This window comes from Trinickia camelliae (assembly GCF_053525655.1).
On sequence record NZ_JBCHAA010000016.1, the window covers coordinates 16,324 to 37,415 of the forward strand.

22 protein-coding genes are annotated in these 21,092 nt (G+C 65.0%); 9 read left to right on the forward strand and 13 right to left on the reverse strand.

The features are described from left to right. Positions 1-19: 19 nt before the first annotated feature. The 4 genes from dalD to kynB form a co-directional block, all read right to left on the reverse strand. Positions 20-1,423, reverse strand: a complete 1,404-nt coding sequence (dalD, locus tag AAHK20_RS24280) for a D-arabinitol 4-dehydrogenase (RefSeq protein WP_449184060.1) — start codon at positions 1,421-1,423, stop codon at positions 20-22. A 302-nt stretch (positions 1,424-1,725) separates the two neighbouring features. Further along, on the reverse strand, positions 1,726-2,712 hold the full coding sequence (gene kynA, locus AAHK20_RS24285; RefSeq protein WP_449184061.1) for a tryptophan 2,3-dioxygenase: 987 nt from the start codon (positions 2,710-2,712) through the stop codon (positions 1,726-1,728). 10 nt (positions 2,713-2,722) lie between these two features. After that, positions 2,723-3,973, reverse strand: coding sequence for a kynureninase (gene kynU / locus AAHK20_RS24290; protein ID WP_449184062.1), 1,251 nt, complete (start codon positions 3,971-3,973; stop codon positions 2,723-2,725). A gap of 110 nt (positions 3,974-4,083) precedes the next feature. Next, positions 4,084-4,719: an arylformamidase gene (kynB, locus tag AAHK20_RS24295; RefSeq protein WP_449184063.1), complete on the reverse strand. Its 636-nt coding sequence runs from the start codon at positions 4,717-4,719 to the stop codon at positions 4,084-4,086. A gap of 139 nt (positions 4,720-4,858) precedes the next feature. On the opposite strand from kynB, the gene AAHK20_RS24300 reads away from it, so the two are divergent. Next, positions 4,859-5,350, forward strand: a complete 492-nt coding sequence (locus tag AAHK20_RS24300; protein ID WP_449184064.1) for an Lrp/AsnC family transcriptional regulator — start codon at positions 4,859-4,861, stop codon at positions 5,348-5,350. Between the two features lie 50 nt (positions 5,351-5,400). On the opposite strand, the gene AAHK20_RS24305 is transcribed toward AAHK20_RS24300, so the two are convergent. Continuing rightward, the gene (locus AAHK20_RS24305; RefSeq protein WP_449184065.1) at positions 5,401-5,910 is read right to left on the reverse strand and encodes a flavin reductase family protein; all 510 of its coding nucleotides are present in this window, start codon (positions 5,908-5,910) and stop codon (positions 5,401-5,403) included. 217 nt (positions 5,911-6,127) lie between these two features. On the opposite strand from AAHK20_RS24305, the gene msrA reads away from it, so the two are divergent. Continuing rightward, positions 6,128-6,679, forward strand: a complete 552-nt coding sequence (gene msrA / locus AAHK20_RS24310) for a peptide-methionine (S)-S-oxide reductase MsrA (RefSeq protein ID WP_449184066.1) — start codon at positions 6,128-6,130, stop codon at positions 6,677-6,679. Between the two features lie 46 nt (positions 6,680-6,725). Here msrA and AAHK20_RS24315 read toward each other — a convergent pair whose 3' ends face one another. The 3 genes from AAHK20_RS24315 to pdxH form a co-directional block, all read right to left on the reverse strand. Beyond that, entirely contained in the window at positions 6,726-7,946 is a 1,221-nt protein-coding gene (locus AAHK20_RS24315) for a DUF72 domain-containing protein (protein ID WP_449184067.1), read from the reverse strand. 39 nt (positions 7,947-7,985) lie between these two features. After that, positions 7,986-9,200, reverse strand: coding sequence for a class I SAM-dependent methyltransferase (locus AAHK20_RS24320; protein ID WP_449184068.1), 1,215 nt, complete (start codon positions 9,198-9,200; stop codon positions 7,986-7,988). Between the two features lie 201 nt (positions 9,201-9,401). Continuing rightward, positions 9,402-10,040, reverse strand: a complete 639-nt coding sequence (gene pdxH / locus AAHK20_RS24325) for a pyridoxamine 5'-phosphate oxidase (protein WP_449184219.1) — start codon at positions 10,038-10,040, stop codon at positions 9,402-9,404. Positions 10,041-10,181: 141 nt separating this feature from the next. Between pdxH and tcdA the strand changes: the two genes are divergently transcribed. After that, a complete protein-coding gene (tcdA, locus tag AAHK20_RS24330) occupies positions 10,182-11,045 on the forward strand; it encodes a tRNA cyclic N6-threonylcarbamoyladenosine(37) synthase TcdA (RefSeq protein ID WP_449184069.1) in 864 nt (287 codons plus the stop codon). A gap of 31 nt (positions 11,046-11,076) precedes the next feature. Here tcdA and trxA read toward each other — a convergent pair whose 3' ends face one another. The 4 genes from trxA to tsaE form a co-directional block, all read right to left on the reverse strand. Further along, entirely contained in the window at positions 11,077-11,925 is an 849-nt protein-coding gene (gene trxA, locus AAHK20_RS24335; protein ID WP_449184070.1) for a thioredoxin, read from the reverse strand. A gap of 113 nt (positions 11,926-12,038) precedes the next feature. Beyond that, positions 12,039-12,920 carry a pirin family protein gene (locus tag AAHK20_RS24340; protein WP_449184071.1) on the reverse strand — a complete coding sequence of 294 codons (882 nt, stop codon included), beginning with the start codon at positions 12,918-12,920 and terminating at the stop codon, positions 12,039-12,041. 188 nt (positions 12,921-13,108) lie between these two features. After that, positions 13,109-14,677, reverse strand: a complete 1,569-nt coding sequence (locus AAHK20_RS24345) for an N-acetylmuramoyl-L-alanine amidase (protein ID WP_449184072.1) — start codon at positions 14,675-14,677, stop codon at positions 13,109-13,111. Then, the gene (gene tsaE / locus AAHK20_RS24350) at positions 14,659-15,207 is read right to left on the reverse strand and encodes a tRNA (adenosine(37)-N6)-threonylcarbamoyltransferase complex ATPase subunit type 1 TsaE (protein ID WP_449184073.1); all 549 of its coding nucleotides are present in this window, start codon (positions 15,205-15,207) and stop codon (positions 14,659-14,661) included. The genes AAHK20_RS24345 and tsaE overlap by 19 nt, the downstream gene beginning before the upstream one ends. A gap of 17 nt (positions 15,208-15,224) precedes the next feature. Here tsaE and queG point away from each other — a divergent pair, with 17 nt between their 5' ends. From queG to plsY, 5 genes are all read left to right on the forward strand, one after another. Beyond that, on the forward strand, positions 15,225-16,472 hold the full coding sequence (gene queG / locus AAHK20_RS24355) for a tRNA epoxyqueuosine(34) reductase QueG (protein ID WP_449184074.1): 1,248 nt from the start codon (positions 15,225-15,227) through the stop codon (positions 16,470-16,472). Between the two features lie 31 nt (positions 16,473-16,503). After that, positions 16,504-16,977: a methylated-DNA--[protein]-cysteine S-methyltransferase gene (locus AAHK20_RS24360; RefSeq protein WP_449184075.1), complete on the forward strand. Its 474-nt coding sequence runs from the start codon at positions 16,504-16,506 to the stop codon at positions 16,975-16,977. Positions 16,978-16,985: 8 nt separating this feature from the next. Further along, positions 16,986-17,936 (forward strand): site-specific tyrosine recombinase XerD, encoded by a 951-nt coding sequence (gene xerD / locus AAHK20_RS24365; RefSeq protein ID WP_449184076.1) that lies wholly within the window; start codon positions 16,986-16,988, stop codon positions 17,934-17,936. Positions 17,937-17,973: 37 nt separating this feature from the next. Next, positions 17,974-18,465 (forward strand): Cys-tRNA(Pro) deacylase, encoded by a 492-nt coding sequence (gene ybaK, locus AAHK20_RS24370; RefSeq protein ID WP_449184077.1) that lies wholly within the window; start codon positions 17,974-17,976, stop codon positions 18,463-18,465. 167 nt (positions 18,466-18,632) lie between these two features. Beyond that, the gene (gene plsY, locus AAHK20_RS24375; protein WP_449184078.1) at positions 18,633-19,268 is read left to right on the forward strand and encodes a glycerol-3-phosphate 1-O-acyltransferase PlsY; all 636 of its coding nucleotides are present in this window, start codon (positions 18,633-18,635) and stop codon (positions 19,266-19,268) included. A 48-nt stretch (positions 19,269-19,316) separates the two neighbouring features. Here plsY and AAHK20_RS24380 read toward each other — a convergent pair whose 3' ends face one another. Further along, the gene (locus AAHK20_RS24380) at positions 19,317-19,802 is read right to left on the reverse strand and encodes a YajQ family cyclic di-GMP-binding protein (protein ID WP_449184079.1); all 486 of its coding nucleotides are present in this window, start codon (positions 19,800-19,802) and stop codon (positions 19,317-19,319) included. A 176-nt stretch (positions 19,803-19,978) separates the two neighbouring features. Between AAHK20_RS24380 and murB the strand changes: the two genes are divergently transcribed. Further along, entirely contained in the window at positions 19,979-21,058 is a 1,080-nt protein-coding gene (murB, locus tag AAHK20_RS24385; protein ID WP_449184080.1) for a UDP-N-acetylmuramate dehydrogenase, read from the forward strand. Positions 21,059-21,092: the final 34 nt, after the last annotated feature.

Sequence of the window (21,092 nt, forward strand, 5' to 3'; positions counted from 1 at the left end):
CCCTCGTGTCAGTGTCACCTCATTTGCCACGTATAGCGAGCCATGCGTCGACGCGTTCGAGCGCCGTGCGTACGGTGTCCTCGAGCGTCGCGCTTCCGGCCATGCTGCCCCACAGCAGTCGTTCTGCGCAGAAAGCCGCGATCGGGTCGGTCGATGCGAAGAACGCGCGGGCGGCGCGCTCGTCCATGACGCCGTCCTGGTAGGCGTACGGAAGCGTTCCGCGCTGCCAGCGGTCGAGGAAGCGGAAGAACAGCGCAGGCAGCACGGCAGTCGCCATCGGCTTGACGCCGCGCTTGAAACACTCGTTGAGCGTCGGCGCGATGAAGCCGGGGATCTTCGAGAAGCCGTCGGCGGCGACGCGCTGGTTCGTGTCCTGGATATATGGATTGCTGAAGCGGTCGAGCACGACGTCGCGGTAGCGCGCGAGGTCGAGCGGGCTCGGCGTGAGGCACGGGATCACGTCTTCCGTCACATAGTCATACGCGAAGCGGCGGATGTCGGCATCGAGCGTGCCCTCGTGGATGTAGGAGAGGCCGACGAGCGTGCCCGCCCATGCGATGCAGCTGTGTGTCGCGTTGAGGATGCGGATTTTCGCCTCCTCGTACGGCAGCACCGATTCGACGAGCTCCGCGCCGACCCGCTCCCACGCCGGGCGCCCCGCGCAGAAGCGGTCCTCGATCACCCATTGGATGAAGGCTTCGCCCATCACCGGACACGCGTCGTCAAAGCCGGTCGCGGCGAATACGCGTTCGCGCACGTCGTCGGTCGGGCGCGGCGTGATGCGGTCGACCATCGAGTTCGGGCAGACGGTGTTCGCATCGAACCAGTCGAGCAGCGCGGTGTGTCCGCGCTGTTGGAGAAACGCGCGCATCCCGGCATGAAAGCGCTCGCCGTTGCTGCGCAGGTTGTCGCAGCTTTGCAGCGTGACGGGCCCTGCGTTGCGCTGCATCCGCGCTTCGAGAATCGCGGCGAGCGCGCCGTAGATCGTGGTGCGCGCGCCTTTCAAGTCGGCGGCGAGGTCGGGGTTCGCCGCGTCGAGCCGGTCGTGCTCGTCGAGGTAGTAGCCGCCTTCGGTCACGGTGAACGCCACGATCTTGCACGCGGGGTCGGCGCCCGCCTCGACCAGCTCGGCAAGCGACTGCGACCACGGCACCACGCGCTTGATCGAGCGGATCGTCTCATAGGCGCGCTCGCCTTGCGGCGTCACGGTTTCGAGCGTGTAGACGCCGTGCTGCGCGGCGAGCGCGTCGAGCACCGCGTTCATGTCGCCGCGGATGTTGCCGACGGTGAGCGACCACTGCGGCTCGTCCGGCCCCGACGCCTCGTTCAGCCGGTGCAGATACCACGCCTGATGCGCGCGATGAAACGAGCCCGCGCCGATGTGCAGGATCACGTTCGTGCCGGCGCCGCTGGGGGTGTTCATGGGGTGTCTCCTGCTCGAATAGGGCGCACGCTTTTTTACGCGTGCGCCTTTTTGTATGGCGATGTCTGTCGTTTTGCAATGAGCATTTGCTCATTCAATGAACGAATGATCGTATTCGAGTTGAGGAAAGTCAAGGCAACGGCGAGGGGATTTCGATGGCGCGTTGCGGCGTGCGGCGCAGGTTTGCGCGGGGTGTGGCGGAGTTCGCGCCTTGTAGCGTCACATGGAGACGCCGCTGCTGCGGCGCACCAATGCCGAATCGCCGGCATAGGCGGCCGCAGCGGGCGCCGGGCCGGCCGCCCTTAAAGCACCGTCCGCACGTGCCAAAGCTCAGGAAACAGCACGACGTCCAGCATCTTGCGCAGATACGGCGCGCCGCTTGTGCCGCCCGTGCCCTGCTTGAAGCCGATGATCCGTTCGACGGTGGTGACGTGCCGGAAGCGCCACTGGCGGAAAGCGTCTTCGAGATCGACCAGTTCCTCGGCCATCTCGTACAGCTCCCAATGTTGCGTCGGATTGCGATAGACCTCGAGCCACGCCGCTTCGACCGAGGCGTCGTGCGTGGTCGGCTGCGACCAGTCGCGCTCGAGGCGCTCGGGCGCGATGGCAAAGCCGCGCCGCGCGAGCAGGCGCACGACTTCGTCGTAGAACGACGGCGCTTCGAGCGACGCCTTCACTTCCGCGAAGATCTCCGGACGATGCGCGTGCGGCTTGAGCATCTGATCGTTCTTGTTGCCGAGCAGAAACTCGATCTGCCGGTACTGATACGACTGAAACCCCGATGACTGTCCAAGATACGGGCGCATCGCCGTGTACTCGGACGGCGTCATCGTCGCGAGCACGCTCCACGCCTGCACGAGCTGTTCGAGGATGCGCGACACGCGCGCGAGCATCTTGAACGCCGGCGGCAGGTCGTCGCGATGCACGCATTTGAGCGCCGCGCGCAGTTCGTAGAGGGCGAGCTTCATCCAGAGCTCGCTCGTCTGATGCTGGATGATGAACAGCATCTCGTTGTGATCGGGCGACAGCGGATGCTGCGCCGACAAGATGGGCCCAAGCGAAAGGTAATCGCCGTAGCTCATCGACTTCGAGAAGTCGAGCTGTGCGTCGTGCCACCCTTCGTCGCCTTCGGGCACGTGCGAGGCGTGTGCCGGCGCGTGCTGGGCGTGTGGTGCGCTTTCGCTGCCGTGTCCGAACGGACAGCCTTGCGCACCGTGTTCCGCCTTCGCGGGGGCCGCCTCTGCGGCGTCTGCCTTGGCGTCTTCCGGCAGTTGCATATGGTCGGTCATCACAGCTCCTTCAGGTCACCGAGCCGCGCGCGGCGAATTCGGGGGCGCGCCACGCATCGGTTGCGAGCACGTCGCGCAGCGTCTCGACGGCATCCCACACGTCGACGAAGCGCGTATAGAGCGGCGTGAAGCCGAAGCGCAGCACATGCGGCTCGCGATAATCGCCGATCACGCCGCGCGCGATCAGCGCCTGCATCACTTCGTAGCCGTGCGGATGCTCGAAGCTCGCATGCGAGCCGCGCTGCACGTGCGCGCGCGGCGTGACGAGCTTGAGCGACATCCCCGCGCAGCGCGTCTCGACGAGCTCGATGAAGCGGTCGGTCAGCGCGAGCGACTTGCGGCGGATCGCGTGCATGTCGGTCTGCAGGAACACGTCGAGGCCGGCTTCGACGAGCGCCATCGACACCATCGGCTGCGTGCCGCACAAGAAGCGCCCGATGCCGTCGTCGGGACGGTAGCTTGGGTTCATCTCGAACGGCGCGCGATGGCCCCACCAGCCGGAGAGCGGCTGTGAGAAAGCGTTCTGGTGCCGGTGCGGCACCCAGACGAACGCGGGCGAGCCGGGGCCGCCGTTCAGGTACTTGTACGTGCAACCCACCGCATAATCCGCGCCGACGCCGTTCAGATCGACCGGCACCGCGCCCGCCGAATGCGCGAGGTCCCACAGCGCGAGCGCGCCCGCGTCGTGGATCATCTTCGTCATCGCGGCCATGTCGTGCATGTAGCCGGTGCGGTAGTTCACGTGCGTGATCATCGCGACGGCCGTGTCGCTGTCGATCGCCTCGGGCAGCTCGGACGGATCGTCGACGAGACGCAGCTCGTAGCCGCGGTCGAGCTGTTCGATGAGGCCCTGCGCGATATAGAGATCGGTCGGGAAATTCGAGCGCTCGGAGACGATCACGCGCCGTTTCGGATCGCGCTCGTTCGCGAGCTTGAGCGCCGCCGACAGCACCTTGAACAGATTGATCGAAATCGTATCGGTGACGACGACTTCGTTGTCTGCCGCGCCGATCAGCGGCGCGAGCTTGTTGCCGAGGCGGCGCGGCAGCGCGAACCAGCCGGCGGTGTTCCAGCTGCGGATCAGGCCTTCGCCCCATTCGCTGCCGATCACGGCTTGCGCGCGTGCGGCCGCCGCGGCGGGCGGGGCGCCGAGCGAATTGCCGTCGAGGTAGATGACGCCGGGATGCAGCGCGAACTGGTCGCGCAGGTGGGCGAGGGGATCGTCGCGGTCGAGCGCGAGGGCTTCTTCACGGGTTTTCATGGTGGGGGCGTCTCAGTGAGTCATTTTATGGTGCGGATACTGGGGAGCGGCTACGGGGGACCGGCTGCGGGCGAGCGGCTACATGCGTGCTCCGCGGATTCGATCCTCGATCAGGCGCCCGGCAACGCGCGCAGCACCGCACGCACCGGGCTCGCATCGAGCGTCGCGAATTTGAGGGGCAGGGCGATCAGCTCGTAGTCGCCGGGCGCGACCGCGTCGAGCACGATGCCTTCGAGAATGGCCATCCGATGCGCGCGAATCCGATGATGCGCGTCCATCGTCTTCGATTCCTGCGGGTCGAGCGACGGCGTGTCGATGCCGACGAGCTTCACGCCGCGCGAGGCGAGCAAGTCGATCGTTTCAGGGGCGACCGCGCAGAATGCGCTGTCCCAGGCGGCGAACGGCGCGCGCTCGTAGGTGCGCAACAGCACGCGCGGCGGCACGCCGTCGAGGCTCGCGGCGACATGCTCGGGCGTCACGACAGGCGCCGCGCCGATGCAGTGAATCACGCGGCAGCGTCCGAGGTAGGCGTCGAGCGGCACCGCGCCGATCGCCGCGCCTTGTTCGTCGTAGTGAAGCGGCGCGTCGGTGTGCGCGCCGGTGTGCGGCGACAGCGTCACGCGTGCCACATTGACCGGCGAGCCGGCCTCCATCTTCCAGACGCGCTCGATGCCGACCGGTGTGTCGCCGGGCCAGACGGGCGTCGCGGTGTCGATGGCGGGGGTGATGTCCCAGAGCGTTTCCATGTCTCCTTGGTCTCTCTTTCACGCTTTGCTGATGCTATCGATGATAGGCAAGACCGGTTCGAAAGTGCTTGCGAAATAGTCGCCCGCAGACGCCCCGACTAGAACATAATTCGAGATAAGACGAAAAGGGAGACCAAAAATGAATGCGATCTCACTTGACGCCACCGATTGCCGTATCCTCAACGTCCTCCAGAACGAGGGGCGGATCAGCAACCTCGACCTGGCCGAGCGGATCGCGCTTTCGCCGTCGGCGTGCCTGCGCCGGTTGCGCCTGCTCGAGGATCAGGGGGTGATCGAGCGCTATCGGGCGTGTCTGAACAAGGAGGCGCTCGGCTTCGAGCTGGAGGCTTTCGTGCAGGTCTCGATGCGCAACGACCAGGAAAACTGGCACGAGCACTTCGCCGACGCGCTGCGCGAATGGCCGGAAGTGGTGGGGGCGTTCGTGGTGACAGGGGAGAGCCACTACGTGCTGCGCGTGCTCGCGCACAACCTCAAGCACTACTCGGACTTCGTGATTTCGAAGCTCTACAAGGCACCGGGCGTGATGGATATCCGCTCGAACATCGTGCTACAGACGCTCAAGGAAGATACCGGCGTGCCCGTGGGGCTGACGCCGGAAGCGGAGCGCTAGCGGCCGGCGTCAGCCTCGCGGCTCACCGGACCATTCGCGGGCCGCTTGCTTCAAAGCGGATCGAGCCCGTGGAATTCGCCGCCCTGGAACACGAGCGGCTTCAGATCGGCGGCATTGTCATGCACGCCGCAGCGCTCGACCTCGCCGACGAAAATCACGTGATCGCCTTCCTGGTAGCGGCTGCGGTTATGGCATTCGAACCAGGCGAGCGCGCCTTCGAGCACCGGCATCCCGGTATTGCCCGCGGCATGCGATACGCCGGCAAAGCGGTCGCCCTTCACCGTCGCGAAGCGCCGGCACAAATCGAGCTGCGACGCTGCCAGCACGTTGACGACATAATGACTGTTCGACTGGAACACCGGCATCGATGCCGATTTGGTCGCGAGACTCCACAGCACGAGCGGCGGGTCGAGGGAGACCGAGTTGAACGAGCTCGCGGTGATGCCGATCAATTGGCCGGACGGCGCCCGCGTCGTGATGACGGTGACGCCGGTGGCGAACTGGCCTAGCGCGGTTTTGAACGCGTGGATATCGAAGTTCGGCGGACTGGCGCGCTTCATGCGGCAATACCTTTGGATAGAGGCGTGAAGGCGGCGCGCTGCCGGGGAATTGAAAAAGCTGAATCGAAGGTCATGTAGAAGATCGGCGAGTTGTTCGGATTTTAACGGAATCTCTCCTGGGTTCGCTGACGGAGGCTGGAGGGCACGGGCGTTGCGCCGGAGCGCCCAAAAACCGCTAAGCTGAACGGCTAAGCGCGCCATTCAACGAGGAGCAGGCATGACTCAAGCAAGCGAGACCGCCACGCTGGGCGGCGGTTGTTTCTGGTGTCTCGAGGCAGTGTATCTGGGCGTCGACGGCGTCATCGCGGTCGAATCGGGCTATTCGGGCGGCACGGTCGAGAATCCGACCTACGAGCGCGTCTGCGACGGCCATACCGGGCACGCCGAAGTCGTGAAGGTCGATTTCGATCCGGCCAAGATCGGCTACAAGGAGATTCTCGAGATCTTCTTTGCGATCCACGATCCGACGCAGTTGAACCGGCAAGGCAACGACGTCGGCACGCAATACCGATCGGTGATTTTCACGCACTCTGAGGCGCAGCGAGAGACTGCTCTGCAGGTGATTCGCGAGATCGCCGCCGAGGGGCTGTACGACGGGCAGATCGTCACCCAGGTCCTGCCGCTCGACGGCAACTATTGGCCCGCCGAGACTTACCACCAGAACTATTTCGCGCAGCATCCCGATCAAGGGTATTGCGCGTTCGTGGTTGCGCCGAAGGTCGCCAAATTCCGCAAGAAATTCGCGCACCGGATGAAGCCTGGCGTATGAGGGCGGTGGCGCGCGGCGTGGCCCGCGCGCACGTTTCGTCTAAGGATTACGGCGTTTCGTCCGTTTCTTCTGTCTTGCCTGCTTCGTCGCGCATCTGCGCAAACGCCGCTCCGATCTCGCGTCCCAGCTCGACGCATGAAAGCGGCGCCGACCCTTCCGCTTTGTTGTTGATCGTGATCAGCACCGGCTGCCCGGCTACCGCATAACGCGCCGCGAGTTCGGCGAGCGCCGAGCGCGTGTTCGGGTCTTCGTCGACGAGGCGGTCGAACGGGTCGTACTTCGCTTTCGCTTGTTCGTACTTGAAGCCTTGATGCAGACTCCAGCGCACGATGAGCGGACCGCTCGGCGTGTCGCCATCGAGCAGCGCGAGCGCTGCCGCCTGGCGCAGCGGATCGGGCATGCGCGCGTGCAAGCCGATGCAATAGCGGACGCCGCACGCGCGCAACATCCGAATGAAACGCGGCGTGAGCAACGAGGCGTCGCGAATCTCCACCGCATAACACGCTCCTTCGGGCAGTGGCGGCAGCGCCGCGAAGAACTGCGCGAGGCGCTCGATGAGCTCCGCCGGCTCCGCGAGCATGGCGTCGGGCAGCGGCGAAAACTGGAACACCAAAGCCCCCGCTTTCGCGCCGAGTCCTTCGAGGCACGGCCGCACGAATTCATCGGCGGCGAGCTGCGCATTCAGAAAGCAGGGATTCGGCGCGACCGGCTCGCCGCGCTCGGCGCGTACCGTCGCGTCGGTTACGGACGCGGGCGCTTTCACGATGAAGCGGAAATGGTCGGGCACCTGCTGGGCGTAGCGCAGGTAGTCGGTCAGCGTGAGCGGCGCGTAGAACGAGCGGTCGATGCTCACCGTTCGCAACAGCGGATGCGCGCCGTATGCCGTGAGGCCGTCGCGCGCGAGCTTGGTGTTGCTGTAGTCGTCGCCGTAGACGATGCCTTGCCAGCCCGGGAACGACCACGACGAGGTGCCGAGGTGCACCTGGGGCGGCAATGTGGCGGCGGCGTCGAGCACTTCGGGGGAGGATGGTGCGGGCAGCACCTCCCGGGCACGGCGATTGGGCTTGGGATCAGCCGGTAGAGCGGAAGGGGATGCGGCAGATTGGGCGCTGCCGTCGCGTTTCGACGACAACCGGGCCGCTTCCGGAGACTGCGCCGGAAATGGCACCGGCGCACCGAACAGATCGAATTGCTCGCCTTCGGTTGCGCCGGTGTTGGCTTCGTCGCTTGCTTGTTGCGCTAAGTCGCGCGGCCTGCCTTCGTCCATCGATCGCTTGTGATTGACCCGCGCGACGCGCGGGGCGCATCACAGCGGTTTCTCGTACATATAGCGCCGCGACCACGGCAGCGTTGTCGCGCTGCGGCCGGCCTTGCGGCACACCACTTGGAAAAGCGAGACATCGTCGTGCTCGAACGCGTAGGCGCAGCCCGCCAGATACACGCGCCAGATGCGGAATTTCTCGTCGTCGACGAGCTTTTTCGCCTCTTCGGCCTTCGCTTCGAAATTGTCGGCCCAGATGTCGAGGGTGTGCGCATAGTGCCGACGCAGGCTCTCGACGTCAACTGCCTCCAGCCCGCCCCTTTGCATTGCTTCGAGCGCGAGGCTGATATGCGGCAGCTCGCCGTCGGGGAACACGTAGCGGTCGATGAATTCGCCCCCGCCCAGTGCCGTCTCGCCGCTGTTGTAGTCGGTCGACGTGATGCCGTGGTTCATCGCGACACCGTCGTCGACGAGCAGATCGTGGATCTTCTTGAAGTATTCGGGCAGGTTCTTGCGCCCGACGTGCTCGAACATACCGACGCTCGTGATGCGGTCGAATTGGCCCGGCACGTCGCGGTAGTCCTGCAGACGAATCTCGATCTTGTCTTGCAAGCCGGCGTCCTTCACGCGCTGGGTGGCGAGATCGAACTGGTTCTGCGAAAGCGTGACGCCGACGCACTGCGCGCCGAACTTGCTCGCCGCGCGCAGCACGAGCGCGCCCCAGCCGCAGCCGATATCGAGCAGGCGCTGGCCTGGCTGCAGCTGGATCTTGGTGAGGATGTGGTCGATCTTCTTCAGCTGCGCGGTGCCGATGTCTTCGTTGCCGTTCTCGAAGTACGCGCACGAATAGACCATGTTCTCGTCGAGCCACAGCTTGTAGAACTCGTTCGAGACGTCGTAGTGATACTGGATCGCCTTTTTGTCAGACGCTTTCGAATGATTGAAGTAGCGGCGCACGCGGGCCAGCTTGCTCGCGTTGGTCACTGTGCTCCTCGCGAGCGAATAGCCGATGTTGATGATGTCGGAGAGCTTGCCTTCGATATCGATCTTGCCCTTCACGTACGCTTCGCCGAGATTGTCGAGGCTCGGTTCGAGCAAGAGCGGCAGCGCCGAGGCGCTATTGACCTTCAGCGTGACCTGCGGCGCGGCGAAACTCCCGAAGTCGAACTGATTGCCGTCCCACAACACCAAACGCGCGGGAATGTTCGCCTTTTCCCGCACATCTTGCACCCACTGCGCCAGCTTTTTCTCCCAGAACATGTTCATTCTCCGTGTTCGATGAAATGAAAGGCAAAGCAACCATTCGACCGCTACGCAAGCTCGCTCGGAGACTGGCGGAGCGGTAAAAAGAGGCAAGGCGTCGCGGAACACAAGGCCGTCCGCTTAGGCCGCGCTCGAATCGGTGGACGGTGCTGCACGCCTTATTCGCGCAGCGCAGCACCGCGCCGACGAATCAAAGCGTTACGGCGAAAGCCGCGAAATGCGCCAGTCGCCGCCGGATTCGCGCGTGTACAGCACGCGGTCGTGCAGGCGCGACGGGCGCCCTTGCCAGAATTCGATCGTGTCGGGAACGAGCCGGTAGCCGCCCCAATGCGGCGGACGCGGCGGGTTCTCGCCGTAACGCTCGCTCATTTCGCGCTCGCGCACTTCGAGCACGGCGCGGTTCGCGATCGCTTGGCTTTGATCCGACGCCCAAGCGCCGATGCGAGAGCCGAGCGGCCGCGACGTGAAATACGCATCGCTTTCTTGCGCGCTCGTTTTGACGACGGCGCCCTCGATGCGGACCTGCCGCTCGAGTTCGATCCAGTAGAAAAGTAGGCTGGCGTGCGGGTTATGCGCGAGATCGCGGCCCTTGCGGCTTTCGTAGTTCGTGAAGAACACGAAGCCACGTTCGTCGACGCCCTTGATAAGCACGATGCGTGCCGAGGGCCGGCCGCGTTCGTCGACGGTGGCGAGCGTCATGGTGTTCGGTTCGGGCAGCTTGGCGTCGACTGCCTGCTTGAACCAGATGTCGAATTGACGGATCGGATCGCGATCCACGTCGGATTCGTCGAGTGACCCGAGCGCGTAGTTTTTGCGGAGTTCGGCAAGTGTGCTCATATTCTTATGCGAACGCTTCAATTTATTCAGTATAGCGAAGGCGTAAAAATCTTGCGTCGGCCCGGCGTTTCCGCCGTCGAGCGTCTGGCGCCGATCAGGCAAAATACGGGCTTCGATTTCTGCCTGTTGGCCCACATCGCCATGTCCAGCCCCCGCGCCTCCGCGACGACTCCCGATCTTACTACCAGCCGCTCAGACGAGTTTGACGCGGATCGTGCGCGCCGCTTCGGCGGCGTGTCGCGCCTTTACGGCGCTCCCGCGCTCGCGGCGTTCGAGCGCTCGCACGTGGCGGTCATCGGAATCGGTGGGGTCGGCTCGTGGGCCGTCGAGGCGCTAGCGCGCAACGCGGTCGGTGGTTTGACGCTGATCGATCTGGACAACGTCGCCGAAAGCAACACGAACCGGCAGATTCACGCGCTCGACGGCAACTTCGGCAAGCCGAAGGTCGAGGCGATGGCCGAGCGCATCGCGCTGATCAATCCGGCGTGCGACGTGCGGCTCGTGGAGGACTTCGTCGAGCCGGACAACTTCGCCGCCTTGCTCGGCGGCGGCTTCGACTACGTGATCGACGCCATCGACAGCGTGCGCACCAAGACGGCGCTGATCGCATGGTGCGTCGAGCGCGGGCAGCCGCTCGTGACGGTGGGCGGCGCGGGCGGGCAGCTCGACCCGACGCGCATCCGCATCGACGATCTCGCGCTGACGATTCAGGACCCCCTGCTTTCGAAAGTGCGCGCGCAACTACGCAAGCAGCACGGCTTTCCGCGTGGGCCGAAAGCGAAATTCAAGGTGAGCGCCGTGTACTCCGACGAGCCGCTGATCTATCCGGAAGCCGCGGTGTGCGATATCGATGAAGAAGCACAGCACGTGAGCACGTCGCCGGGCCACACGGGGCCGGTCGGGCTGAACTGCGCGGGTTTTGGTTCGAGCGTGTGCGTGACGGCGAGCTTCGGGTTCGCGGCCGCCGCCCACGCGCTGCGCGCGTTGGCGAAAGCGGCCGCTTGAATCGCGCTGGATTCGCGCCTGATCCTCAGGCTCAGTTCAGTGCGGCGCTGAGCTTGCGCCGCCATTGCGACACGAGCTCCGGCTGGTGTGCCGCCAGATCGAAAACCGAGAGCATGGTTTTGCGCCCGACGTCGTCGCGGAATGAACGGTCGCGCTGAACGATTTCGAGCAAGTGCCCGAGCGCACCCGCGTAGTCGCGCCGTGCGATCAAGGCGTTGGCCAGATCGAAGCGCGCTTCCAGATCGCCCGGATTCGCGGCGACCTGCGCTTCGAGCGCATCGGTGGGCGGCAGATCGGTTGCGACATCGAGCGCATCCAGCCGCGTTTTGAGCGCGTTGTAGCGCGCGTCGATCCCTTGCGTGACCTTCGGCGACAACAATTCGGCTTCCGCGCGCGCATCGTCGACGCGGTCCTGCGAGATCAGCAGCTCGATCAGGTCGAGGCGCGCATCGTCATAGCCCGGATCGAGCGCGAGCGCGGCCTTCAGATGGTCGAGCGCCTCGCCCGTTTGACCTTCCTCGAGCGCGAACTGCGCAGCGCGGCGTTCGGCCTGGGCCGGGTCCGGCGCGAGGCGGTCGATGAATTCGCGCAATTGCCCTTCAGGCAGCACGCCGATGAATTGATCGACGGCCTGCCCTTCGGCGAAGGCGATCACATGCGGAATGCTGCGCACCTGGAAGTGCGCGGCAAGCTCCTGGTTCTCGTCGACATTCACCTTCACGAGCTTCCACTTGCCTTCGTGCTCCTGCTCGAGTTTTTCGAGCATCGGGCCGAGCGACTTGCACGGGCCGCACCACGGCGCCCAGAAATCGACCAGGACCGGCTGCAGCAGCGACGCCTCGATGACGTCTTTTTCGAAAGTGGCTAGGGTGGTGTCCATCGCATCCTCGTCAAATGGTGTCCGGTGAGCGCTCAGGGAGCGGCTCCACGCTTGATTGCGAGATGGGGGCGGAGCAGTCGCTTTCAATGGCGCCTTTCAACGGCGCGCTCCGTTCACCTCGCCGCGCGCTCCGGCAGCGGAATCCATTCCGTCTCGCCTGGAATCTTGCCCATCTCCTGTCGCGTCCATGCTTCCTTCGCGTGCGCGATCTTTTCGCGCGAACTCGCGACGAAATTCCATTCGATGAAACGCTCGCCCGCGAGCTTCTCCCCGCCGAGCAGCATCACGGTCGCGCCTGCCTGACTCGCGAGCGTGGCCGTCTCGCCCGGTGTGAGCACGGCCATTTGCTCGATAGCGAGCGGTTCGCCGTCGATCGTCAGATCGCCTTCCACGAGATAGACGCCGCGCTCGTCATGCTCGGGCTCGAGTGCGAACGCGCTGCCCGGCGCGAAATGCGCGGCCGCGTAGAGCGTGCCCGAGTACGTCGTGACCGGCGAGGTCGCGCCGAACGCGGTGCCCGCGATCACGCGCAGCGTCACACCGTTGCGCTCGATTTGCGGCAACGTGTCGGCGGCGTGATGCTCGAAGAAAGGTTCGTCGTCTTCGTGCTCGAGCGGCAGCGCAACCCATGTCTGGATGCCATGCATCGTGAGGCCTCGCCCGCGCTCTTCATCGGGCGTGCGCTCCGAATGGACGATGCCGCGCCCGGCTGTCATCCAGTTCACGTCGCCGGGGACGATCTTCTGGACCGAGCCGATGCTGTCGCGATGCATGATCGAGCCTTCGAACAAATAGGTGACCGTGGCGAGCCCGATGTGCGGATGCGGGCGCACGTCGAGACCGGTCCCGGGCGTGAGCGTGGCGGGCCCCATGTGGTCGAAGAAGATGAACGGGCCGATCAGCCGGGCGGCCATGGCCGGAAGAACGCGCCGCACGGCGATGCTGCCGACGTCGCGGATATGGGGCTTGAGGATGGCTTTGATCGAGTCGGGCATGGCGTTGTCCTGTGTCGACGGGCGTTGGCGCTTCAGCGCTTACGCCCGTCTCATGCAGCGCGGTCGACGGGCGTTGGCGCTTCAGCACTGCGTTTAGCGGAACGGCGAGTGCCCATTCTACTGCGCTGCGGGTGGCGGGATTGGCCGCCGCGCAGAGCGTTAGCCGTTCGGACGATGCCCGCGGCGCGTTAGGCCATGCGATTCTTCGCTAACGGCGGATTCGCCGCGAAATAGCGCTTGATGCCCTTCAGGATCGCGTCGGCCATCTTGTCGCGATAGGCCTCGTCGTTGAGCTTCTGCTCTTCTTCCGGGTTGCTGATGAACGCGGTTTCCACGAGGATCGACGGAATGTCGGGCGCTTTCAGCACCGCGAAGCCTGCCTGTTCGACCGAGCCCTTGTGCAGCTTGTTGATTTCGCCGACCTCGTCGAGCACGAAGCCGCCGTAGCGCAGCGAGTCGCGGATCTGCGCGGTGGTCGACATGTCGAAGAGCGCACGGTTCACCGACTCGTCCTGCGTCTTCACGTTGATGCCGCCGATCAGGTCCGACGAGTTTTCTTTGTTCGCCATCCAGCGCGCGGCCGCGCTCGACGCGCCGTGGTCCGACAGCGCGAACACCGAAGAGCCGCGTGCGGCTGGCGTCGTGAACGCGTCTGCGTGGATCGACACGAACAAGTCCGCGCCGACGCGGCGCGCCTTCTGCACGCGCACGTTGAGCGGAACGAAGAAGTCGGCGTCGCGCGTCATCATCGAGCGCATGTTGGGCTGGGCGTCGATCTTGGCGCGCAGGCGCTTGGCGATGTCGAGTGCGATGTGCTTTTCGTAGGTTCCCGCGCTGCCGATCGCGCCCGGGTCTTCGCCGCCGTGGCCCGGATCGATCGCCACCGTCAAGAGTCGGATCGTATTGCCGGTGCCGGGTTTCGAGGGCGTCGTGAAGCCGTAGGCGTCGCCGTTGCCGGCGTCGTCACCGCTGTTATTGCGCGCGATTGCCGGCGGGGCGACAGGCTTGGCCGGTGCGCGCGCCGAGGTGGCGGGTGCGGCCGGAGCGGCCGGGACGGGCGGGCGCGGCACGTCGGAGCCCGGCGTGTTCTGCGCATATTGCTGAAAGAACGCCTCGCTGTTGTCGCCCGTGGCCGTGCCCCCGGACGGGGGCGGCGCGGCGGGGCCCGCCAGCGGGGCTGGCGTGAACGCCTGATTGCCCTGGTTCAGACGCTGCTCCTTGCGCTCGCTCTGCGCGAGGAGGTCCATCAGCGGGTCGGGCGCGACGGCGGGATAAAGGTCGAACACGAGCCGGTACTTGTAGCTGCCGACCGGCTGCAGCGAGAACACCTGCGGCTTCACCTGGCCTTTGAGGTCGAACACCATCCGCACCACATGCGGCTGATACTGGCCCACGCGCACGGCTTGGATCTGCGGGTCGTTCGGCGTGATCTTGGAGACGAGATCCTTGAGCTCCTGGTCGAGATCGAGTCCGTTCAAGTCGACAACGAGACGATCCGGCGCGGCCAAGAGCGTCTGCGTGGTTTGCAGCGGCTGATCCGATTCGATCGTCACGCGCGTGTAATCGCGCGCGGGCCACACGCGCACGCCGAGCACGGAGCTCGCCCAGGCCATGCGCGGCGCGATGAACGGCGCGGCGAGCCCGAGCACAAGCGTCGACGCGCTCGCGCGCAGCACCTGCCGGCGGCGCCAGTTGTGGGTTGCGGTTGCGGCCGATTCGATCGATTGGAACGGCTTGATTAACATCTTTCTAGACATGCTTTTCCTGATTCGCTGTACGCGCGCGCATCGAGCGTGCGGCCGTCGCCGGCCACGTCAAGCGATAGAACGAGATCCGGAACGCCGAGCAAGCCCCCTGCCTGCTGCGGCCATTCGACGAGGCAGATCGCAGTCGAATTGAAGTACTCGCGAAATCCTGCGTCGGCCCATTCGGCCGGATCGGCAAATCGGTAAAGATCGAAATGGTAAAGCTCGAGTTCCCCATCGGGCCTCTCGAGCGCGTACGGCTCGACGAGCGTATAGGTCGGGCTGCGCACGCGGCCCGTGTGGCCGAGCCCGCGCAACGTCGCGCGCACGAGGGTCGTTTTGCCCGCGCCGAGTTCGCCGATCAGCTGCACATGCAGCCCGTTGAAAGGACGATCGCTGCGCGTTTCGCCTCGCACGCTCTCGATGGCGGACCCGAAGCGCGCGCCGAATGCATCGGTGGCGGCTTCGTCCGCGAGCGCGAAGTGGCGCTCGAGTAAGGGGCTCGCGGAAACGTGAGTCGAGAGATCGGGCTTGACGGGCATTCTCGTAAAATAGCGTGATGAACCGATGTCCGGAACATTCCGTGTCCCACGCGCCTTTGACCGATGACGACTGCCGTGCATCGCGCAGCTTCGATGAAGCCGCGTTGGCGGCGCTCGCGCAGCGCATCAAGGAGTGGGGGCGCGAGTTGGGATTCGGTGCGGTCGGTATCAGCGATATCGACCTCTCGGATGCCGAGGCGGGCTTGGCCGCGTGGCTCGAAGCGGGCTGCCACGGCGAGATGGATTATATGGCCAAACATGGCCTGAAACGCGCGCGTCCGGCCGAGCTTGTGGCCGGCACGCTACGCGTGATTACAGCGCGCATCGCCTATTTGCCGGCTTCGACGCTCGCGGGAAAGGCGGAAGAGAGCGCGGCGTCAGGCGGCGCGCCAAGCGCGAAAACCGGAGGCTGGCGCGCGCATGAAATGGCGCGCCTGACCGATCCGTCGTCGGCCGTCGTCTCGATCTACGCTCGCGGACGCGACTATCACAAGGTCATGCGCAACCGGCTGCAACAGCTCGCGGAGCGCATCGAAGGCGAGGTCGGTGCATACGGCTATCGCGTGTTCACCGATTCGGCGCCGGTGCTCGAAATCGAACTCGCGCAGAAAGCCGGCATTGGTTGGCGCGGCAAGCACACGTTGCTGCTGCAGCGCGACGCCGGTTCGCTGTTTTTCATCGGCGAAATCTATGTCGACGTGCCGCTGCCGGCCGATGCCGAGACCTCGCCCGAGCACGCGCCGGAAACGCCGGGCGCGCATTGCGGGCAATGCACGCGCTGTATCGATGCGTGTCCGACTGGTGCGATCGTCGCGCCGTATCGAGTCGATGCGCGGCGCTGCATTTCGTATCTGACGATCGAATTGAAGGGCAGCATTCCGGAAGACTTGCGGCCGTTGATCGGTAATCGTGTCTACGGGTGCGACGATTGTCAGCTCGTGTGTCCGTGGAACAAGTTTGCGCAGGCCGCGCCTGTCGACGATTTCGACGTGCGGCACGGTCTGGATCGTGCGACGCTGGTCGAATTGTTCGGCTGGAGCGCGGACGAATTCGACACGCGGATGCAGGGCAGCGCAATTCGGCGCATCGGTTACGAGCGGTGGCTGCGCAACATCGCGGTCGCGATGGGCAATGCGTTGCGCGCCGAGACTTCATCGATTGACGCAGCGGCGCGTGCGGATATCTTTGCCGCTTTGAGGCGCCGCGCCGATGACGAATCGCCGCTCGTTCGTGAGCACGTGCAGTGGGCGTTGGCGGCCGCATGATTGGCGGTCGTCAGCACATTAGGAGAGAGCCATGTTCAACGCAGTGATCGACGCGCCGTTCGGCAAAGTTGGCATTCGGACCGACGGCGTGAAAGTGCGCGAAATCGTTTATCTGCCCGACACCGCGGCGAGCGTCGCGCCGGATTCGCCGCTCGCGGCGCGCGCGGCACAACAGATCGAGCGCTACTTTGAAGACGCGCACGCAACCTTCGATCTGCCGCTCGCATTGGTCGGCACCGAATTCCAGCGACGCGTGTGGAAGGGCATTTGCGCGATCGCGCCAGGCGAAGTGCTGACCTACGGGCAGCTCGCGAAGGAAGTCGGCAGCGTGGCGCGCGCGGTGGGTCAGGCGTGCGGCGACAACCGCTTTCCGATCGTGATTCCGTGCCATCGCGTCGTGGCGGCAAGCGGGATCGGCGGCTTTGCGCACGAGGCGGAGGAAGGCTATTTGCGCCGCACGAAACGCTGGCTGCTCGCTCACGAAGGGTTGCTTCAGTACGCATGAGCCGCGCTATGACCGATGCCGCCAACGCCACCATTGCCGCCGAAGAGGCTCCGCCGCCGTCGCCAACGTTCACGGCGAGCACCGATTCGATCGATGCGTTCTGCGACGCGCTGTGGCTCGAGCACGGCCTCTCGCGCAACACGCTCGACGCCTATCGCCGCGATTTGCGTCTGTTTGCCGAATGGCTCGCGAGCACGCATTCGGCGTCGATCGACAGTGCGAGCGAACTCCATCTGAACGGCTACATCGCCGCACGCCGCGGCGACAAAGCGACTTCGGCGAACCGCCGGCTTTCGGTGTTCAGGCGTTACTACGCGTGGGCCGTGCGCGAGCACCGCGCGGCCTCCGACCCGACGCTCAAGATCCGCTCCGCCAAGCAGCCGCCGCGTTTCCCATCGACGCTGTCCGAAGCGCAAGTCGAAGCGCTGCTCGGCGCGCCCGATATCGATACGCCGCTCGGCCTGCGTGACCGCACGATGCTCGAGCTGATGTACGCGAGCGGCTTGCGCGTCACCGAGCTCGTCACGCTGAAGACGGTCGAAGTCGGCCTGAACGAAGGCGTCGTGCGCGTGCTCGGCAAGGGCTCGAAGGAACGGCTGATTCCGTTCGGCGAGGAGGCGCACGGCTGGATCGAGCGCTATCTTCGTGAAGCGCGGCCCGCGTTGCTCGGCGCGCGCGCGGCGGACGCGCTGTTCGTGACGAACCGCGGCGACGGCATGACGCGCCAGCAGTTCTGGAACATCATCAAGCGCCATGCACGCGCGGCGGACGTGCACGCGCCGCTGTCGCCGCACACGCTGCGGCACGCGTTCGCGACGCACTTGCTCAATCACGGCGCGGATCTGCGGGTCGTGCAACTGCTGCTCGGCCACACCGATATCTCGACGACGCAGATCTACACGCACGTCGCGCGCGAGCGGCTCAAGTCGCTGCACGCGACGCATCATCCGCGCGGGTGAGTTGGATTCGCGTCATGGGCGCCGCTAGAATGCGCCCATGAGCAAATCGAAACACGTTTCCGAGACCCCCGCCACGCAGTTTCTGCGACGCCACAAGGTGAGCTTCGGCGAGCATCCCTATGAGTATGTGGAGCATGGCGGCACGTCCGAGTCTGCGCGGCAGCTCGGTGTCGACGAACATCGCGTCGTCAAGACGCTCGTCATGGAAGACGAGCGCGCGAAGCCGCTGATCGTGCTGATGCACGGCGACCGCACCGTCTCCACGAAGAATCTCGCGCGGCAGATCGGCGCGAAGCGCGTCGAGCCCTGCAAGCCGGAAGTGGCGAACCGGCATTCCGGCTATCTCGTCGGCGGCACCTCGCCGTTCGGCACCAAGAAGGCGATGCCGGTGTACGTCGAATCGAGCATCCTGGAGCTCGACACGATCTATCTGAACGGCGGCAAGCGCGGCTATCTCGTGAGCCTTGCGCCTGGCGTGCTGATGGCGCTGCTGGAGGCGAAGCCCGTGCAGTGCGCTAGCGTCGACTGAATTTCTGCGGCGGCGGCCTGCCGCGCAGGGGTGGCGCCGACGGCATCGGACAGGGAAAGCAAGGATCTTCTCCGCGACGGCGCTTCGGTAGAATGAGCGCCGGTTCGCCACTGGCCTTCGGCTTGCGGCGCAGTCCTCGATAACGATACGTTGGAAGAGTCCCTTACATGGAAATCCTGATCGCCACTGTTGCCGCCTACCTGATCGGATCGGTGTCGTTTGCCGTGATCGTCAGCGCTGCGATGGGGCTGGCCGACCCGCGCTCGTACGGCTCGAAGAACCCCGGCGCGACCAATGTGCTCAGAAGCGGCAACAAGAAGGCGGCGATTCTCACGCTGGTCGGCGATGCGTTCAAAGGCTGGCTCGCGGTGTGGCTCGTCGCGCAATACGGCCCGCGCTTCGGCCTCGACGATACGGCGATCGCGCTCGCGGCAATCGCCGTTTTCCTCGGCCACCTGTATCCGATCTTCTTCAAGTTCAAGGGCGGCAAGGGTGTGGCGACGGCGGCGGGCGTGCTGCTCGCGATTCACCCCGTGCTCGGTCTCGCGACCGCGCTCACGTGGCTCATCATCGCGTTCTTTTTCCGTTATTCGTCTTTGGCCGCGCTGTGTGCCGCCGTGTTCGCGCCGCTCTTCGACATCTTTTTGTTCGGCGAAAACCGCGTTGCCTGGGCCGTCTTTGCGATGAGCGCGCTGCTCATCTGGCGCCATCGCGCGAATATTTCGAAGCTGATTGCCGGGCAGGAAAGCCGGATTGGGGAAAAGAAGCGCGACGCCGGCGCCGCGCCGGCTCGCAAACATTGATGGCGGCGGCCGGGCTTGGAGCCTGGCCGCTTGGCCTAGTGATTCACATCAATCGCGGAAGTTGTTGAAGTCGAGCGGCGTATCGGTCACTTCCTTACGCAGCATCGCGATCACGCTTTGCAGGTCGTCGCGCTTGGTGCCGGAGATGCGCACCGCATCGCCCTGAATGCTGGCCTGAACCTTGATTTTGCTGTCCTTCACGAGCCTGACGATCTTCTTCGCCAGATCGCCCGAGACGCCTTTCTTCACGGTCACGACTTGCTTCATCTTGTCGCCGCCGATCTTCTCGATCTTGCCGTAGTCGAGGAAGCGCACGTCCACATTGCGCTTCGCCATTTTCGACAGCAGCACGTCTTTCACCTGGCCGAGCTTGAAGTCGTCGTCGGCGAACAGTGTCAGTTCGCCTTCCTTCTGCTCGACACGCGAGTCGGACCCCTTGAAGTCGAAACGCGTCGAGATTTCCTTGTTGGACTGCTCGATCGCGTTCTTCACTTCGATCATGTTGGCTTCGCAAACGACGTCGAACGATGGCATTGCTTTCTCCCTGTATAGAGCGGCGGTGCCTGCGCCTTTGGCGCAGCGCCGCGGCTCTCGCGGCAGGCACTCGCTATAATCACGAACCGAACGCCATTCTACCGACCCCTTCATCTTTTGCCCAAGGCCGCCGCGCTTCGCGATGCGGCGGCCCTGCGGCATGAAAGCGATTTCCGATGTCTTTGCCCGATTGTTCGCCTGACCATTCGCCCGATGCCGTCGCGTTCGTTTCCGACGCGTCGCTGCGCCCGTACAACACGTTCGGTATCGACGTGCGCGCGCGCCTGCTGTGCAAGATCGAGCGCGAAGATCAATTGATCGGCATCGCGCGCGATTCGCGGCTAGCGGGCCAGCGCAAGCTCGTGCTGGGCGGCGGCAGCAATGTCGTGCTGACGCGCGATTTCGACGGACTGGTGCTGCTAATTGAACTGCGTGGCAAGCGCATCGTGCGAGAGGACGATGAGGCCTGGTACGTCGAGGCGGCCGCGGGCGAAAACTGGCACGACTTCGTGGCCTGGACGCTCGCCGAAGGGCTGCCTGGCCTCGAAAACCTCGCGCTGATTCCGGGCACGGTGGGCGCGGCGCCGATTCAGAACATCGGCGCCTACGGGCTCGAGATGTGCGAGCGCTTTGCGTCGCTGCGGGCGGTCGAGCTGGCAACGGGCGCGATCGTCGAATTCGACGCGGCTGCGTGCCGCTTCGGCTATCGCGATAGCTTTTTCAAGCGGGAAGGGCGCGATCGGTTCGTCATCGTTTCGGTGACGTTCAAGCTGCCGAAGGCGTGGACGCCGCACGCCGACTATGCTGACGTCGCCCGTGAACTGGCGGCGCGCGGCGGGGCGGCGGGTTTGGCTGCGGGTTCGGCCGTGACCCCGCAGGCGATTTTCGATGCGGTGGTCGCGGTGCGGCGCGCCAAGCTGCCGGATCCGCTCGTGCTCGGCAACGCAGGGAGCTTCTTCAAGAACCCCGTCATCGATGCCGCTCAGTGCGACGCGTTGAAGGCAAGAGAGCCGGAACTGGTGTCGTATCGGCAGCCGGATGGGCGGGTCAAGCTCGCGGCGGGCTGGCTGATCGACCGGTGCGGCTGGAAAGGCCGCGCGATGGGTGCGGCGGCCGTGCATGAGCGTCAGGCGCTCGTGCTCGTCAATCGCGGCGGCGCGACCGGGGGGGAAGTCTTGGCGCTCGCGCGGGCGATTCAGAAGGATGTGTTGGAGCGCTTCGGGGTCGAGCTGGAGGCGGAGCCGGTCTGTCTATAGCTTTGAGGGCGTTTGCGTAGGTCACAAAAAAAGC